The sequence below is a fragment of the Cellulosimicrobium sp. GQ32 genome (genome assembly GCF_059758455.1).
The window spans coordinates 134,474-150,701 of the sequence record NZ_JCAXEP010000002.1; the positions used below are offsets into that span (position 1 = coordinate 134,474).

Below are 16,228 nucleotides of genomic sequence, written 5' to 3' on the forward strand. Positions count from 1 at the left end.
ATGACGTCCACGGGTCAGCGGCAGCGGCGCGCCGAGAACCCTACCCGCTCGACTACACCTGTCCGCATCGGAGCATCGAACTCAATGACCATCTCTACCCCCGCGAAGTCCGCACCCCAGGTTGCCGTCAACGACATCGGCACCGAGGAGGACTTCCTCGCCGCCGTTGACGCGACCATCAAGTACTTCAACGACGGCGACATCGTCGAAGGCACGATCGTCAAGGTGGACCGCGACGAGGTCCTCCTCGACATCGGCTACAAGACCGAGGGCGTCATCCCCTCCCGCGAGCTGTCCATCAAGCACGACGTGGACCCCGGTGAGGTCGTCAACGTCGGCGACGCGGTCGAGGCCCTCGTCCTCCAGAAGGAGGACAAGGAAGGCCGTCTGATCCTGTCCAAGAAGCGTGCGCAGTACGAGCGCGCCTGGGGCACGATCGAGAAGATCAAGGAGGAGGACGGCGTCGTCACCGGCACCGTCATCGAGGTCGTCAAGGGTGGTCTCATCCTCGACATCGGCCTCCGTGGCTTCCTCCCGGCCTCCCTCGTGGAGATGCGTCGCGTCCGCGACCTCCAGCCGTACGTCGGCAAGGAGATCGAGGCGAAGATCATCGAGCTCGACAAGAACCGCAACAACGTCGTCCTCTCGCGCCGTGCCTGGCTCGAGCAGACGCAGTCCGAGGTCCGCTCCACCTTCCTGCAGACGCTGCAGAAGGGCCAGGTGCGCCCCGGTGTCGTCTCCTCGATCGTCAACTTCGGTGCGTTCGTGGACCTCGGCGGCGTCGACGGCCTCGTGCACGTCTCCGAGCTCTCCTGGAAGCACATCGACCACCCCTCCGAGGTCGTCGAGGTCGGCCAGGAGGTCACGGTCGAGGTCCTGGACGTCGACTTCGACCGCGAGCGCGTCTCGCTGTCGCTCAAGGCGACGCAGGAGGACCCGTGGCAGACGTTCGCCCGGACCCACGCGATCGGTCAGGTCGTGCCGGGCAAGGTCACCAAGCTCGTCCCGTTCGGTGCGTTCGTGCGCGTCGAGGACGGCATCGAGGGCCTCGTGCACATCTCGGAGCTGGCCGTGCGCCACGTCGAGCTGCCGGAGCAGGTCGTCAACGTCGGTGACGAGGTCTTCGTCAAGGTCATCGACATCGACCTCGAGCGTCGTCGCATCTCGCTCTCGCTCAAGCAGGCCAACGAGGGCGTGGACCCGGAGTCGGACGACTTCGACCCTGCGCTCTACGGCATGGCCGCCGAGTACGACGAGCAGGGGAACTACAAGTACCCCGAGGGCTTCGACCCGGAGACCAACGAGTGGCTCGAGGGCTTCGAGACGCAGCGCGAGGCCTGGGAGGCGGAGTACGCCAAGGCGCACGAGCGCTGGGAGGCGCACCGCAAGCAGGTCGCCGAGGCCGTCAAGGCCGACTTCGACGCCGCGTCGGGCGACTCGGGCTCGTCGAGCTCGTCGTCCTCGAGCAGCACGTCCTACTCGTCGGCCCCGGCCGAGGCCACGGGCACGCTCGCGTCGGACGAGGCGCTCGCCGCGCTCCGCGAGAAGCTCACCGGCAACTGATCTCCTGACTCTCTCCGCCGTTCCGGCGGAGACGTCGCAGGTCGCACGAAGGCCCGCCACCCCGAGGGGTGGCGGGCCTTCGCCATGCCCGACGAGGGCGGCGACCAGTGCCGAGCAGATGGTCCTGTTCCGTCGACGGCCGCGGACGAGCGCGAACCACCTGTTCGGTGGTGCGGGATCGCCCGGTCGGCGATCCTGGCGATCCGGCGATCCGGCCGTCAGGCCGTGGCGGTCGCCGGCTCGGGGGCCGACGGCGCGGGTGAGTCCGCGAACTGCGTCCGGTAGAGCTCGGCGTACCGGCCGTCGTGGGCGAGCAGCTCGGTGTGCGTGCCCGTCTCGACGACGCGTCCCGCGTCGAGGACCACGATGAGGTCCGCCTCGCGCACGGTCGAGAGCCGGTGGGCGATGACGAGCGACGTGCGCCCGCGCAGCGCCTCGGCGAGCGCGGCCTGGACGGCCGCCTCCGAGCCGGAGTCGAGGTGCGCGGTCGCCTCGTCGAGGACGACGAGGTGCGGCGCCTTGAGGAAGACGCGCGCGATGGCCAGGCGCTGGCGCTCCCCGCCGGACATCCGGTAACCGCGGTCGCCGACCACGGTGTCCATCCCCGACGGCAGCGCCGCGACGACGTCCCACACGTGCGCGCGGCGCAGCGCGGCCTCGAGCTCGGCGTCGGTCGCGTCGGGCTTGGCGTACCGGAGGTTCTCGGCGATGGAGTCGTGGAAGAGGTGGGCCTCCTGCGTGACCACGCCGACGGCGTCGTGCAGACTCTCCTGCGAGACCTCGCGCAGGTCGCGCCCAGCGATCCGCACGTGCCCGGAGGTCGGGTCGTACATGCGCGTGACGAGCTGCGACACGGTCGTCTTGCCCGCACCGGACGAGCCGACGAGGGCGACCATCGCCCCCGCGGGGACGGAGAACGAGACGTCGTGCAGCGTGTCGGTGGTGGGGTCCGCCCCTTCGACCGCGACTGACTCGAGCGAGGCGAGGGAGACCTCGGCGGCGCTCGGGTAGCGGAAGGTCACGGCGTCGAGCTCGAGGCTCGCGCCGTTGCGCTCGACGTCCTGGGCGAGGTCGTGGGCGTCGGGTAGGTCCGTGACGGTCGGCTCGAGGTCGAGCACCTCGAGCACGCGCTCGAAGCTCACGAGCGCGGTCATGACGTCCACCTGGACGTTGGACATGGCCGTCAGCGGGCCGTAGAGGCGCCCGAGGTAGGCGGTGAGCGCGACGACCGTTCCGACGGTCAGCGAGCCCGAGATCGCCATGACGCCGCCGAGCCCGTAGACGATCGCGACGGCGACGGAGGCGACGACGGTGAGGCCGACACGGAAGACCGTTCCGTACATGGCCTGCCTCACGCCGATGTCGCGCACGCGGCCGGCCTGGGCGGCGAACCGCGACGACTCGCGCGCCGGGTCGCCGAAGACCTTGACGAGGTGGGCGCCCGCGACGTTGAACCGCTCGTTCATGGTCTGCGCCGCCTCGGCGTTGAGCTCGTAGCTCTCGCGGGTGATCGCGGCGAGGCGCTTGCCGACCCAGCGAGCCGGGAGCACGAACGCGGGCAGCAACGTCAGGGCGAGCAGGGTGAGCTGCCAGGACATCGAGAGCATGGCGGCGAGGACGAACACGACGGTGAGGAGGTTCGAGAAGACGTTGGAGAGCGTCGACGTGAAGGCCTGCTGCGCGCCGAGGACGTCGCCGTTGAGCCGCTGGACGAGCGCGCCGGTGCGGGTCCGGCTGAAGAAGGCGAGAGGCATGCGCTGCACGTGGTCGAAGACGGCGGTGCGCAGGTCGACGATGAGACCCTCGCCGATGCGGGAGGAGAACCAGCGCTGGGCGACGCCGAGGGCGCCGGAGAGGATCGCGAGCCCGGCGGCGACGAGCGAGAGCGCGACGACGACGCCGACGTCGCCCGCGGTGATGCCGTCGTCGATGATCCGCTGGAACAGCAGCGGCGTGGCTGCGCCCGCGGCGGCATCGACCGAGATGAGCACGAGGAAGGCCGCGAGCTGGCGCCGGTAGGGCCGGGCGAAGGTGAGGACGCGTCGGATCGTGCCGCGGTGCAGCCGACGGGACGCGACGGAGGAGTCCTGGCGGAACGAGCGCATGCCGCGCCCGCCGCCGGAGCCGGGAAGAGGTGAGGTGAAAGACATGGGGCCTCCTGGGTGGGGGAGGGGCGCGGTCGTCCGCGGCGGCGTGGCGCCGGCCGGTGCGGCCGGCTGGGGGGCTCGATCGCTGGACCGCTGGCGCGACAACGATAGTGAGTCTAACTCACAATGAGTGTTCTCAGCAAGACCCCGTCCTGCCGGGTACGCTCGGCCTCGTGACGAGCGATGCGAGCGCGCGCCCCGCACCGGGCATGGTGGGCGACCCGGCCTCGACGGACGAGGCGGGAGAGTTCCTCGCGCTCCTGCACGCGGCGCTCCGGAGCGTGCGACGCGAGGCGAGCGAGCGCGCCCAGCCGGCGGGGACCACACCCGGCCAGTACCGGATGCTGCGGTTCCTCGCGCGCTGCGACGGGCCGTGCCGACTCGGTGCGGTCGCGTCCGCGCTGGACGTCGCCCCTCGCTCGGTGACGTCCAAGGTCGACGACGCCGAGCAGGCCGGTCTCGTCCTGCGCACCCCCGACCCGCACGACCGGAGAGCGACGCTCGTCGAGCTCACCCCGCGGGGGCGGGAGGTCGTCGCCCAGGTCGGAGCGGAGCGTTCGTCGAGCGCCGGCACGCTGCTCGCGCGCCTCGACGCCGCCGAGCGCGCCGAGCTCCTGCGGCTCCTGCGTGCCGTCGCGGGCGAGCGGCAGGACGATGCGCGCGCCGGCGACCGGCCGGTGGACGGCGGGGGCGAGCCGCGGGGCGCGCACGGCTGAGGCCTCCCTCCCGGGTCGAGCGTCCCGGCGCGAGGTCGCCCACCGACTGGCAGGATGGGGCGCATGTTTCGCATCGGCCTGACCGGAGGAATCGCGGCGGGGAAGTCCGTCGCACTCGCACGTTTCGCGGAGCTCGGCGCCGTCGTCGTGGACTACGACGCGCTCTCCCGCGACGCGGTCGCGCCCGGGACGGTCGGCCTCGACGAGGTCGTCGAGGCGTTCGGGCCGGGCGTCCTCGACCCCGGCGGCGCGCTCGACCGCGCCGCGCTCGGTCGCGTCGTGTTCGGCGACGACGCCGCGCGCGACCGCCTCAACGCGATCGTCCACCCGGAAGTGCGCCGGCTCGCGGCCGAGCACGAGGCGGCGGCCGGCGCGGCCGACCCGCGGGCCGTCGTCGTGCACGACATCCCGCTCCTCGTCGAGACGGGCGACCCTGCGAGGTTCCACTGTGTCGTGGTCGTGCACACGCCCGCGGACGTGCGGGTGGCCCGGCTCGTCGAAGGGCGAGGGCTGAGCGAGGACGAGGCCCGTGCGCGCCTCGCCGCCCAGGCGGACGATGCGGCGCGGCTCGCCGCGGCGGACGTGACGCTCGACGGTTCCGGCTCGCCGGAGGCGCTGCGCGAGCAGGTGGACGAGCTCTGGGTGCGGGTCCGCGCCGAGGTCGACGCCGAGGTCGAGGCGGAGATCGAGGAGCACGAGGCGTGACCGTCGTCGTCAGCGGGTTCGAGCCGTTCGACGGCGCCCACACGAACCCGTCGTGGGAGACGGCCGCGCGACTCGCCGAGCGCGGGGAAGAGCTCGTGGGCGACCGGGTGGTCGCCGTCCGGCTCCCCGTGACCTTCGCCGGGGCGTGGCCGGTGCTCGACGCGGCGATCAGCGAGCACGACCCCGCCGTCGTCGTGGCGCTCGGCCTGGCGGGCGGTGCGCCGGGCGTGCGCCTCGAACGGGTCGCGGTGAACGTGCGTGACGCGCGCATCCCCGACAACGCCGGCGACCGTCCGGTGGACGTCCCCGTCGTGGAGGGAGGGCCGGTCGGGTACTGGTCGACGCTCCCGCTCAAGGCATCGCTCGCGGAGATCCGCGCGGCGGGCGTAGCGGTGGCGGTGTCGAGCACCGCGGGGACCTACGTGTGCAACGACGTCTTCTACGCCCTCATGCACCACTGGGGTGCCGTGCGGGGGCGGCGTGCCGGCTTCGTCCACGTCCCCGGGGTCGACGTCGTCCCGATCGAGGACCAGGTCTCTGCCGTGGCCGCCGTCGTGCGGCACGCGCTCCTCGGCACCCCCGAGCCGGTCCTCGCCGGCGGCACGGAGAGCTGAGCGCGGCGCAGGGACGCCGAGGGCCCGGCATCGTCCTGCCGGGCCCTCGGCGCGTGCTGGGAGCGTCAGCTCGTCGCGCGCCGACGTGCGAGGACGAGGATCGTCGCGCCCCCGGCGAGCAGCAGCGCGGCCACCACGGCCAGCACGACGACCGAGCCGCCCGTCGTCGCGAGGCCGCTCTCCGGCGTCTCGTCGCCCGGTTCGGCGGACGCGGGGGGTGCGTCAGCGCTCGGCGTCGCCGAGGACTCGGCCGCCGGTGTCGATTCCGGCGAGGGCTCGCTCGGCTCCTCGGTGGCGGGGGTCTCCTCGGTGGTCGTCGGCGGCGTGGTCACGTCCTCGCCCGGGTGGGGCCCCTCCGGCGACGGCTCCGGCTTGGGCTCTTCGACGAATGGCGTCGACTCGCACGGTCCGGCGAACGGGTAGTTGTGGTGCTCGATCCCGGCGCCCCCGGTGTACCTCACGGCGCCGTTGGACAGGATGCGCCCGTTGGTCGACGTCGCGACGGTGAGGGCCGCGTCCGTGCGCGGGACGACGACCGTACCCGGGAACTGGTCGTTCGTGCCGAGCGTCACCTGCGTCGCGTCCGGGAAGCTCCACAGGAAGTGCGCCGAGAGGTACTGGCTGCTCTGGTAGACGCGCTCGCCGCCGTACTCCACGTGCTTCAGTCCCGACACGTCCACCGAGGACCCGGTGACGGTGAGGAGCACCGGACCGCTCCCGGTGACGTACAGCGTGGTCAGGGTGGCGGCCTGGGCGGCGGTGAGCGTGTACCGTGCGCCCGCCGCGACCGTCAGGACGCCGCCCTCGGGGGCGGCGGCGACGGCGCCGTCGGCGGCGTCGGCCGCCATGCCCGTGACGAGCGCAGGGAGAGCCGTATAGGGGCTCAGGGCGGCCTCGCGGCCCACGCCCTGCGTGACCGTGCCCGGGCGGCCCGGGGCGTTGCGGCTCTCGGTGCTCGGGGCCGCACCGGTGATCTCGCCCCCGACGACGACGTTGCCGCCGCTCGACGCGTGGAAGCCCACCTGGGTGTTCGTCGCGGTCGCGAGGTCGCCCCCGACGACGAGCATGTCGGTGCCACCGGAAGGGGTGATGGCCGAGCCGCCACCACCCGCGGTCCCGACGTTGAGGCTCCCTGCGCCGGAGAGGTCGGCGTCCCCGCCCACGACGACACGGCCCTCGAGCTCGGTCGCCGTCGTGACGGTGAGCCCGCCGCCCGCCCAGATGCCGACGCCCGCGTCCTCCACGGCGGTGAGCTCGTAGACACCGACCGGCCGCGTGGACGGGTCCGCGGTGCAGACGTCGTCGGCGGTGACCGTGGGCGAGGCAGCCAGCGGCGAAGCGGTCGCGGGGGCGGCGAGGCCGACGGTCGTCAGGGCGAGCGCGGTGAGGGCGAGCAGGGGGATTTCGCGGGGGCGCGCGGGGTGAAGGCGCATGATGTCGGCTCCAGGTCGAGGGTTCGCTAGCGGCGCTGACTTACTGCGGGCGGACTCCGGCGCCCGTGGCCCGTGCTGTCGGGCTGCTCCACGGGCGTCGGGGAGCGCGGCAGGGTCGAGGTGACACTAGAGGTTTGGAATGACGCCTTCCGAATTACGTCGGGGTGATTTCTCGGCACGGCTCCGAGGGGATGCTCCGGCCGCGTGCGGAAGGGTCCGTGTGGGTGGCTCGACGTACCGTGGAGTCATGCGTCCCGTGACCGATCTCCAGCGTGCGACCACCCCGTTCGAGGTCATCTCCGAGTATCAGCCTTCCGGCGACCAGCCGGCGGCGATCGCGGACCTCTCGCAGCGCATCCGCGCGGGGGAGAAAGACGTCGTGCTCCTCGGCGCGACCGGGACGGGCAAGTCGGCCACGACGGCGTGGCTCATCGAGGAGCTCCAGCGCCCGACGTTGGTCATGGCACCCAACAAGACGCTCGCCGCGCAGCTCGCGACGGAGTTCCGGGAGCTGCTGCCCAACAACGCGGTCGAGTACTTCGTCTCGTACTACGACTACTACCAGCCCGAGGCGTACATCGCGCAGACGGACACCTACATCGAGAAGGACTCGTCCATCAACGACGAGGTCGAGCGGCTGCGGCACTCCGCGACCAGCTCGCTGCTCACCCGGCGCGACGTCGTCGTGGTCGCGTCCGTGTCCTGCATCTACGGCCTCGGCACGCCGCAGGAGTACGTCGACCGCATGGTCCGGCTCGACGTCGGCATGCAGGTCGAGCGCGACGACCTGCTGCGGCAGTTCGTGACCATGCAGTACACGCGCAACGACATGGCGTTCACGCGCGGCACCTTCCGCGTGCGCGGGGACACGGTCGAGATCATCCCGGTGTACGAGGAGCTCGCGGTCCGTATCGAGTTCTTCGGCGACGAGATCGAGAGCATCCAGACCCTGCACCCGATCACGGGCGACGTGATCCGGTCCGAGCCGAGCATCCACGTGTTCCCGGCGACGCACTACGTCGCGGGGCCGGAGCGCATGGAGCGCGCGATCTCCTCGATCGAGGCCGAGCTCGCCGAGCGGCTCGACGAGCTCGAGCGGCAGAACAAGCTGCTCGAGGCGCAGCGGCTGCGCATGCGCACCACGTACGACATCGAGATGATGCGCCAGATCGGCACCGCGTCCGGGATCGAGAACTACTCGCGGCACATCGACGGCCGCGAGGCGGGATCGGCGCCGAACACGCTGCTCGACTACTTCCCGGAGGACTTCCTCCTCGTCATCGACGAGTCGCACGTGACCGTGCCGCAGATCGGCGCGATGTTCGAGGGCGACATGTCGCGCAAGCGCAGCCTCGTCGACCACGGGTTCCGCCTGCCGAGCGCGATGGACAACCGGCCCCTGCGCTGGGAGGAGTTCGTCGAGCGGATCGGCCAGACCGTGTACCTGTCGGCGACCCCCGGCGACTACGAGCTCTCGATGGCGGACGGCGTCGTCGAGCAGATCATCCGCCCGACCGGCCTCGTCGACCCGGAGGTGCTCGTCAAGCCCACCACGGGGCAGATCGACGACCTGCTGCACGAGATCCGTGAGCGGGTCGAGCGGAACGAGCGCGTGCTCGTCACGACGCTCACCAAGAAGATGGCGGAGGACCTCACCGACTACCTCCTCGAGAAGGACGTGCGGGTGCGGTACCTGCACTCGGAGGTCGACACCCTGCGGCGCGTCGAGCTGCTGCGCGAGCTGCGCCTCGGCGAGTACGACGTCCTCGTCGGCATCAACCTCCTGCGCGAGGGGCTCGACCTGCCCGAGGTGTCTCTCGTCGCGATCCTCGACGCCGACAAGGAGGGCTTCCTGCGCTCGCCCAAGTCCCTCATCCAGACGATCGGCCGCGCGGCCCGCAACGTCTCGGGCCAGGTGCACATGTACGCGGACAAGATCACCCCGGCGATGGCCGCGGCGATCGAGGAGACCGAGCGCCGACGCGAGCGCCAGATCGCGTACAACACGGAGCACGGGGTCGACCCGACGCCGCTGCGCAAGCGGATCTCCGACGTGACGGACATGCTCGCGCGCGAGGACGTCGACACGGCCGAGCTCCTGGCGGGCGGGTACCGGCAGCCCGGCAAGGGCGCGAAGGGCAAGGCGCCGGTGCCGGGAGCGCCCAAGGAGGGCGCGTCGTCGGGCAACCGGCTCGCGGGCGCCGCGGCGAGCGACCTGGCCCAGCTCATCCAGGAGCTCAGCGACCAGATGCACGCGGCCGCGGGCGAGCTCCAGTTCGAGCTCGCCGCCCGGCTGCGCGACGAGATCTCGGGGCTCAAGAAGGAGCTGCGGCAGATGCAGGCCGCGACCGCCTGAGCGGTGCTCGCCAGGCACGGGCGTGCACCTCACGAACGCCCGAGGAACAGTCCACGGTGGCGTGGTGTTGTCACGTCAGGAGGAGCGATGGCCTATGCTGGCACCTCGTTGAAGGGGAGTATTCCTCCGCGGTGATGTCGTCATCACGGCCGGCGCAGTCGTCGGCCCGGTGTCACCGGTCCCGCAACCACCAGCCCGCGTCCCGTGCGGGTGCGCGTGGCGGTGCGTGGCGGAAGAGACCTTCGGTACACAGTGCTCCCCACGTACCGGAGGAATCTTCATGGATGTGCCTGTCTGGGCCTGGCTCGTCACCATCGGCGTGATCCTCGCGATGCTCGCCGTCGACTACGTCGGGCACGTGCGCACCCCGCATGCCCCGAGCCTGCGCGAGGCCACCTGGTGGTCCGCGGGCTACGTCGCCGTCGCGGTCGCCTTCGGCGGGATCGTCTGGGCCGTCTGGGGCTCGACGTACGGCGGCGAGTACTTCGCCGGCTACATCACGGAGAAGAGCCTGTCGGTCGACAACCTCTTCGTGTTCGTCCTCATCATGACGAGCTTCCGCGTCCCGCGGCTCTACCAGCAGAAGGTGCTGCTCATCGGCATCACGATCGCGCTGGTCCTGCGGACGATCTTCATCTTCCTCGGCGCGGCCCTCATCGAGAACTTCAGCTGGATCTTCTACGTCTTCGGCGCGTTCCTGCTCTACACCGCGTGGACGCAGGTCAAGGCGGGCTCGGGCCACGACGAGGAGTTCCACGAGAACGGCGCGCTCAAGCTGACCCGCCGCCTGTTCCCGACGACGGAGACGTACGTCGAGGACAAGATGACGGCGAAGATCGACGGCAAGCGCTACATCACCCCGATGCTCATCGTGATGATCGCGATCGGCAGCGCCGACCTGCTCTTCGCGGTCGACTCGATCCCGGCGATCTTCGGGCTCACGCAGGAGACCTACCTCGTGTTCGCCGCCAACGCGTTCTCGCTGCTCGGCCTGCGCCAGCTCTACTTCCTCATCGACGGCCTCCTCGACCGCCTCGTGTACCTCGCGTACGGCCTCGCGGCGATCCTCGGCTTCATCGGCGTCAAGCTGCTCATCCACGCGCTGCACAAGAACGAGGTGCCGTTCATCAACGGCGGTGAGCACATCACCGTCATCCCGGAGATCCCGACCGCGCTGTCCCTCGGGTTCATCGTCGTCGTGCTCACGATCACCACGGTCGCGAGCCTCGCCAAGGACCGCGCCGACCGCCGGCGCTCCGTCGAGAGCTCGGAGGGCTCACGCTGATGGTTCACGAGCTCCCCGTCTGGTTCGAGTGGGCGTCGCTGTCGGCGCTCGCGGTGCTGCTCCTGGTCGACCTGTTCGTCGTGGGGCGTCGCCCGCACGTCCCCTCGATGCGCGAGAGCGCGCTGTGGGTCGGCTTCTACGTCGCGCTCGCCCTCGTCTTCGGGGCGATCGTCGGCGCGGTCGGCGGGGCGGCACCGGCCGGGGAGTTCTACGCCGGGTGGCTCACGGAGTACAGCCTCTCCGTGGACAACCTCTTCGTGTTCGTCATCATCATGGCGAGGTTCGCGGTGCCGCGGGACCAGCAGCAGCGGGTGCTGATGGTCGGCATCATCGTCGCGCTCGTCCTGCGCGGGGCGTTCATCCTTGCGGGCGCGGCGATCATCGCGCAGTTCGTGTGGGTGTTCTACCTGTTCGGCGCCTTCCTCATCTACACGGCGATCAAGCTCGTGGCCGGCGGGGACGAGCCGGAGGAGTACCACGAGAACCGCGCCGTGCGGGCACTGCGGAAGGTGCTGCCGCTGGGCACGCAGTACGACGGCGGCCGGCTGCGCACGGTCGAGGACGGCAAGCGGGTCTTCACGCCGCTGGTCATCGTGTTCCTCGCGATCGGCAGCACCGACCTGCTCTTCGCGTTCGACTCGATCCCGGCGATCTTCGGGCTCACCCAGGACCCGTTCATCGTCTTCACGACGAACGTCTTCGCGCTCATGGGGCTCCGCCAGCTCTACTTCCTGCTGGGCGGCCTGCTCGAGCGGCTGGTCTACCTGCCGATCGGTCTCGCGGTGATCCTCGGGTTCATCGGCGTGAAGCTCGTCCTCGAGGCGCTGCACGAGAACACGCTGCCGTTCATCAACGGCGGCGAGCATCTCGACGCCGTCCCGACGGTCCCGATCTGGCTGTCGCTCGTCGTGATCGTCGGTGCGCTCGCCGTCACGACCGTCGCGAGCCTGCTGCGGACGCGCGCGCTGCACGCCCAGGACGGCCCGGCCGCGACGGTCGCCACGAACGACGTCGCCGGTCCCGTCGAGGACGCGGTCGAGGCGCCTGCGGACGAGACCGTCGACGAGGTCGCGTCTACCGGCGAGGCGCCGCCGTGGGGCACGGGCGCGCAGGACGGCGCCGCGCGCTAGCGCGCCTGGTCAGGCCCGGTGGGCCCAGTCGCCGATGACCGGCGCCCACGGGCGGACCGTGCGCTCGGCGACGAGGCCCGCCCGCCCGAACGGGTCGTCGTCGAGGACTGCGGCGACGGCGTCGGGCGTCTCCCCGTCGAGCACGAGCAGCGCCCCGGCGGGTGCGCCCTCGTGCGCGGGCAGCGGGCCGGACGCCAGGAGCGTGCCCCGGGCGTACAGGTCGCTCAGGAACGCGCGGTGCTCCGGACGCAGGGCGTCGAGCTCCGGGACGCGATCGGCGTAGACGTAGGTGACGGCGTGGATCGGCATGCCGTCAGTGAACCAGGACCGCCCGACGGCGCGCGGTCGGGTCCGCGCTTCGGTCGTCACCGGCGGCGGCGACCCGGGCTGGTCGGCCCCCCGCTACCAGCCGCGCTCGCGCCACTCGCCGAGGTGCGGGCGCTCGGCGCCGAGGGTCGTGTCCGCGCCGTGGCCGGGGTAGACCCACGTCGCGTCGTCGAACCGGTCGAAGACGCGCTCCGAGACGTCCGTGAGCAACCGCTCGAAGCGGGCCGGGTCGCGCTGGGTGTTCCCGACGCCGCCCGGGAACAGCGAGTCGCCCGTGAACAGGTGCACCCGGCCCGCCACCGCCTCCGGCTCGTGCACCTCGGCGGGCTCGCGGTAGGCCAGCGCGACGGATCCCGGCGTGTGCCCGCGCAGCGCCACGACCTCGAGTGCGAGGTCCCCGGCGCGGACGACGTCGCCATGACGGAGACGGCGGGTGACGTGCACGTCCGCGGCCGCCGCGACCGCGTCGGCATCGAGGTCCCCGACGGCCGTCGTCGCGCCGGTGACCGCGACGATCGAGGCGAGTGCGCGCAGGTGGTCCGCGTGGCGGTGCGTCGTGACGACGACGTCGAGGCGTGCGGCCGGCGACCCGTCGCGGACCAGCGCGAGGACGTCGTCGGGCGCGTCCGCGGCGTCGATCAGGACCTGGGCACCCGTGCGCCGGCACGTGAGGAGGTAGACGTCGTTCGCGAGCGGTCCGACGGCGAGCTTGCGGATCTCGACCTCGTCGAGGCGGCGCCGGTCGCTCGGCCCGCCGACGACGACCTGTCCCGTGTACACCATGGGGTCAGTCTGCCGCGCCGGTCCGCGTCAGGACCGCGGGTGGGCCTGCGGTGAGCGTTCGTCGGAGGACGCGCGAAGGTGACGTCGAACACCTGTGCGAATGTCGGCGGTCGGTCGTACGATGCTGCGGTGAGCAATCGCCTCGTCATCTCCGGTGCCCGCGAGCACAACCTCCGCAACGTCGACCTCGACCTCCCGCGGGACAAGCTCATCGTCTTCACGGGGCTCTCCGGCTCGGGCAAGTCGTCGCTCGCCTTCGACACCATCTTCGCGGAGGGGCAGCGCCGCTACGTCGAGTCGCTGTCCGCGTACGCGCGCCAGTTCCTCGGGCAGATGGACAAGCCCGACGTCGACTTCATCGAGGGCCTGTCGCCCGCGGTGTCGATCGACCAGAAGTCCACGAACCGCAACCCGCGCTCGACCGTCGGCACCATCACCGAGGTCTACGACTACCTGCGCCTGCTCTTCTCGCGCGCCGGCACGCAGCATTGTCCGGTCTGCGGCGAGCGCGTGACCGCGCAGACGCCGCAGCAGATCGTCGACCGGCTCCTCGAGCTGCCGGAGGGCACGCGGTACCAGGTGCTGGCGCCGGTGGTCCGCGGGCGCAAGGGAGAGTACTCAGAGCTCTTCAAGGAGCTCCAGACCAAGGGCTTCGCGCGCGCCCGCGTCGACGGCGAGGTGCGCACGCTCACCGACGTGCCCGCGCTGGAGAAGAAGCTCAAGCACGACATCGAGGTCGTCGTCGACCGCCTCGTGGCACGCGAGGGCGTGCAGCGCCGGCTCACCGACTCGGTCGAGACCGCGCTCGGCCTCGCGGGTGGTCTCGTCGTCATCGAGCTCGTCGACGCCGACGCGGACGACCCGGCGCGCGAGCGCCGCTTCTCCGAGAAGCGGGCCTGCCCCAACGACCACGAGCTCGCGCTCGACGAGATCGAGCCGCGCACGTTCTCCTTCAATGCTCCCTACGGCGCGTGCCCCGAGTGCACGGGCATCGGCTTCCGCCTCGAGGTCGACCCCGACCTCGTGGTGCCGGACGTCGAGAAGTCGCTGGCCGAGGGCGCGGTCGCACCGTGGGCGCAGATCTCCTCGGAGTACTTCGAGCGGGTCCTCACGGCGCTCGCGGACGACCTCGGGTTCTCCATGGACACGCCGTGGCGGGCGCTGCCCGAGCGCGCCAAGAAGGCCGTCCTCCACGGTCAGAACCACCAGGTCCACGTGCGGTACAAGAACCGCTGGGGTCGTGAGCGGCAGTACTCGACCGGGTTCGAGGGCGTCATCACGTTCCTCGAGCGCCGGCACACGGAGACCGAGTCGGACTGGTCCAAGGAGAAGTACGAGGCCTTCATGCGCGAGGTCCCGTGCCCCGTGTGCCAGGGCGCGCGCCTCAAGCCCGAGGTCCTCGCGGTCAAGGTGGGAGGCAAGTCCATCTGGGACGTGTGCCGTCTCCCGCTGCGCGAGGCCGCGGCGTTCCTCGGGGCGCTCGAGCTCGGCGCGCGCGAGCGCGCCATCGCGACGGAGGTGCTCAAGGAGATCGACGCGCGGCTCGGCTTCCTGCTCGACGTCGGCCTCGACTACCTCTCGCTCGAGCGCCCCGCCGCGACGCTGTCCGGCGGCGAGGCGCAGCGCATCCGCCTCGCGACGCAGATCGGCTCCGGCCTCGTCGGCGTCCTCTACGTCCTCGACGAGCCGAGCATCGGCCTGCACCAGCGCGACAACCGCCGCCTCATCGAGACGCTCACGCGCCTGCGCGACCTCGGGAACACCCTCATCGTCGTCGAGCACGACGAGGACACCATCCGCACCGCGGACTGGGTGGTCGACATCGGCCCGGGCGCGGGCGAGCACGGCGGTCGCGTCGTGCACTCCGGCGACTACGCCGGTCTGCTGGAGGCGCCGGAGTCGGTCACCGGCGCCTACCTCGCGGGCCGTCGCAGCATCCCGCTCCCGGCCGAGCGCCGCCCGACGGACCCGAGCCGCCAGGTCAAGGTCGTCGGCGCGCGAGAGCACAACCTCACGGGTATCGACGTGAGCTTCCCGCTCGGGACGTTCACCGCCGTGACCGGGGTGTCGGGGTCGGGCAAGTCGACGCTCGTGAACTCGATCCTCTACACGGTCCTCGCCAACGAGCTCAACGGCGCGCGGCAGGTCGCCGGCCGGCACACGCGCGTCACGGGCCTGGACCACCTCGACAAGGTCGTGCACGTGGACCAGGGGCCGATCGGACGCACGCCGCGGTCCAACCCGGCGACGTACACGGGCGTGTGGGACCACGTGCGCAAGCTCTTCGCGGAGACGACCGAGGCCAAGGTGCGCGGGTACACGCCCGGGCGCTTCTCGTTCAACGTCAAGGGCGGCCGCTGCGAGGCGTGCTCGGGCGACGGGACGTTGAAGATCGAGATGAACTTCCTCCCGGACGTCTACGTGCCGTGCGAGGTGTGCCACGGCGCGCGCTACAACCGCGAGACGCTCGAGGTGCACTTCAAGGGCAAGACCGTGGCCGACGTCCTCGACATGCCGATCGAGGAGGCCGCGGAGTTCTTCGCGGCCGTGCCCGCGATCTCGCGGCACCTCAAGACGCTCGTCGAGGTCGGACTCGGGTACGTCCGTCTCGGTCAGCCGGCCCCGACGCTCTCCGGCGGTGAGGCGCAGCGCGTGAAGCTCGCGAGCGAGCTCCAGAAGCGCTCGACGGGGCGCACGATCTACGTGCTCGACGAGCCGACGACGGGCCTGCACTTCGAGGACATCCGGAAGCTGCTGGGCGTGCTCCAGTCGCTCGTCGACAAGGGCAACAGCGTCCTCGTCATCGAGCACAACCTCGACGTCATCAAGAGCGCGGACTGGGTCGTCGACATGGGACCTGAGGGTGGCTCGGGGGGCGGCAAGGTCGTGGCGCAGGGCACGCCCGAGCAGGTCGCGCGCGTCGAGGCGAGCCACACCGGACGCTTCCTCGCGGAGATCCTCGACCAGCACGACCCGGTGCCGGTCGGTACGCCGACGAAGCCCGGCGCCGCGCAGGCACCCGCCGCGAAGGGGGCCAAGGGCCGCTCGGCGAAGGCCCGCCGGGCGACGGACGAGGGCACGACGCGCTCGCGCCGCAAGGCCTCCGCGGCCTAGCCGCGACCCGGCAGCGGAGACTCGGCGCGCCGTCGTCGGGCGACCCCGCGGTGAC

At 71.5% G+C, this 16,228-nt stretch carries 12 protein-coding genes; 8 read left to right on the plus strand and 4 right to left on the minus strand.

Annotated features, from left to right (window positions below):
• The first annotated feature begins 84 nt into the window (after window positions 1-84).
• Window positions 85-1,563: a 30S ribosomal protein S1 gene (gene rpsA, locus AC6CH9_RS04265; RefSeq protein ID WP_498153801.1), complete on the plus strand. Its 1,479-nt coding sequence runs from the start codon at window positions 85-87 to the stop codon at window positions 1,561-1,563.
• Window positions 1,564-1,781: 218 nt separating this feature from the next.
• Here the strand turns inward: rpsA and AC6CH9_RS04270 are convergent, their stop codons facing one another.
• On the minus strand, window positions 1,782-3,713 hold the full coding sequence (locus AC6CH9_RS04270; protein ID WP_498153802.1) for an ABC transporter ATP-binding protein: 1,932 nt from the start codon (window positions 3,711-3,713) through the stop codon (window positions 1,782-1,784).
• A gap of 170 nt (window positions 3,714-3,883) precedes the next feature.
• Between AC6CH9_RS04270 and AC6CH9_RS04275 the strand changes: the two genes are divergently transcribed.
• The 3 genes from AC6CH9_RS04275 (at window position 3,884) to AC6CH9_RS04285 (ending at window position 5,745) form a co-directional block, all read left to right on the plus strand.
• Window positions 3,884-4,426 carry a MarR family winged helix-turn-helix transcriptional regulator gene (locus AC6CH9_RS04275; RefSeq protein WP_498153803.1) on the plus strand — a complete coding sequence of 181 codons (543 nt, stop codon included), beginning with the start codon at window positions 3,884-3,886 and terminating at the stop codon, window positions 4,424-4,426.
• 63 nt (window positions 4,427-4,489) lie between these two features.
• Window positions 4,490-5,131: a dephospho-CoA kinase gene (gene coaE / locus AC6CH9_RS04280; protein ID WP_498153804.1), complete on the plus strand. Its 642-nt coding sequence runs from the start codon at window positions 4,490-4,492 to the stop codon at window positions 5,129-5,131.
• Window positions 5,128-5,745, plus strand: coding sequence for a pyroglutamyl-peptidase I (locus tag AC6CH9_RS04285; protein ID WP_498153805.1), 618 nt, complete (start codon window positions 5,128-5,130; stop codon window positions 5,743-5,745). The genes coaE and AC6CH9_RS04285 overlap by 4 nt, the downstream gene beginning before the upstream one ends.
• A gap of 65 nt (window positions 5,746-5,810) precedes the next feature.
• On the opposite strand, the gene AC6CH9_RS04290 is transcribed toward AC6CH9_RS04285, so the two are convergent.
• Window positions 5,811-7,178 carry a choice-of-anchor A family protein gene (locus AC6CH9_RS04290; RefSeq protein ID WP_498153806.1) on the minus strand — a complete coding sequence of 456 codons (1,368 nt, stop codon included), beginning with the start codon at window positions 7,176-7,178 and terminating at the stop codon, window positions 5,811-5,813.
• A 247-nt stretch (window positions 7,179-7,425) separates the two neighbouring features.
• Here AC6CH9_RS04290 and uvrB point away from each other — a divergent pair, with 247 nt between their 5' ends.
• The 3 genes from uvrB to AC6CH9_RS04305 all read left to right on the plus strand — a co-directional run bounded on the left by uvrB (window position 7,426) and on the right by AC6CH9_RS04305 (window position 11,949).
• Window positions 7,426-9,534: an excinuclease ABC subunit UvrB gene (gene uvrB, locus AC6CH9_RS04295; RefSeq protein WP_498153807.1), complete on the plus strand. Its 2,109-nt coding sequence runs from the start codon at window positions 7,426-7,428 to the stop codon at window positions 9,532-9,534.
• Window positions 9,535-9,814: 280 nt separating this feature from the next.
• A complete protein-coding gene (locus AC6CH9_RS04300; RefSeq protein ID WP_047232829.1) occupies window positions 9,815-10,819 on the plus strand; it encodes a TerC family protein in 1,005 nt (334 codons plus the stop codon).
• Window positions 10,819-11,949, plus strand: a complete 1,131-nt coding sequence (locus AC6CH9_RS04305) for a TerC family protein (RefSeq protein ID WP_498153808.1) — start codon at window positions 10,819-10,821, stop codon at window positions 11,947-11,949. The genes AC6CH9_RS04300 and AC6CH9_RS04305 overlap by 1 nt, the downstream gene beginning before the upstream one ends.
• Before the next feature lie 9 nt (window positions 11,950-11,958).
• Here AC6CH9_RS04305 and AC6CH9_RS04310 read toward each other — a convergent pair whose 3' ends face one another.
• Entirely contained in the window at window positions 11,959-12,258 is a 300-nt protein-coding gene (locus tag AC6CH9_RS04310; protein ID WP_498153809.1) for a YciI family protein, read from the minus strand.
• Between the two features lie 93 nt (window positions 12,259-12,351).
• Window positions 12,352-13,059, minus strand: coding sequence for an MBL fold metallo-hydrolase (locus tag AC6CH9_RS04315; RefSeq protein ID WP_498153810.1), 708 nt, complete (start codon window positions 13,057-13,059; stop codon window positions 12,352-12,354).
• Window positions 13,060-13,188: 129 nt separating this feature from the next.
• Between AC6CH9_RS04315 and uvrA the strand changes: the two genes are divergently transcribed.
• On the plus strand, window positions 13,189-16,173 hold the full coding sequence (gene uvrA, locus AC6CH9_RS04320) for an excinuclease ABC subunit UvrA (RefSeq protein WP_498153811.1): 2,985 nt from the start codon (window positions 13,189-13,191) through the stop codon (window positions 16,171-16,173).
• The last annotated feature ends 55 nt before the right edge of the window (window positions 16,174-16,228 follow it).

What these genes read in the sequence shown, in the direction of transcription:
- rpsA (WP_498153801.1), top strand. Translation starts at nt 85, where the DNA reads ATGACCATCTCTACCCCCGCGAAGTCCGCACCCCAGGTTGCCGTCAAC.
- AC6CH9_RS04270 (WP_498153802.1), bottom strand. Translation starts at nt 3,713, where the DNA reads ATGTCTTTCACCTCACCTCTTCCCGGCTCCGGCGGCGGGCGCGGCATG.
- coaE (WP_498153804.1), top strand. Translation starts at nt 4,490, where the DNA reads ATGTTTCGCATCGGCCTGACCGGAGGAATCGCGGCGGGGAAGTCCGTC.
- AC6CH9_RS04290 (WP_498153806.1), bottom strand. Translation starts at nt 7,178, where the DNA reads ATGCGCCTTCACCCCGCGCGCCCCCGCGAAATCCCCCTGCTCGCCCTC.
- uvrB (WP_498153807.1), top strand. Translation starts at nt 7,426, where the DNA reads ATGCGTCCCGTGACCGATCTCCAGCGTGCGACCACCCCGTTCGAGGTC.
- AC6CH9_RS04300 (WP_047232829.1), top strand. Translation starts at nt 9,815, where the DNA reads ATGGATGTGCCTGTCTGGGCCTGGCTCGTCACCATCGGCGTGATCCTC.
- AC6CH9_RS04305 (WP_498153808.1), top strand. Translation starts at nt 10,819, where the DNA reads ATGGTTCACGAGCTCCCCGTCTGGTTCGAGTGGGCGTCGCTGTCGGCG.
- AC6CH9_RS04310 (WP_498153809.1), bottom strand. Translation starts at nt 12,258, where the DNA reads ATGCCGATCCACGCCGTCACCTACGTCTACGCCGATCGCGTCCCGGAG.
- AC6CH9_RS04315 (WP_498153810.1), bottom strand. Translation starts at nt 13,059, where the DNA reads ATGGTGTACACGGGACAGGTCGTCGTCGGCGGGCCGAGCGACCGGCGC.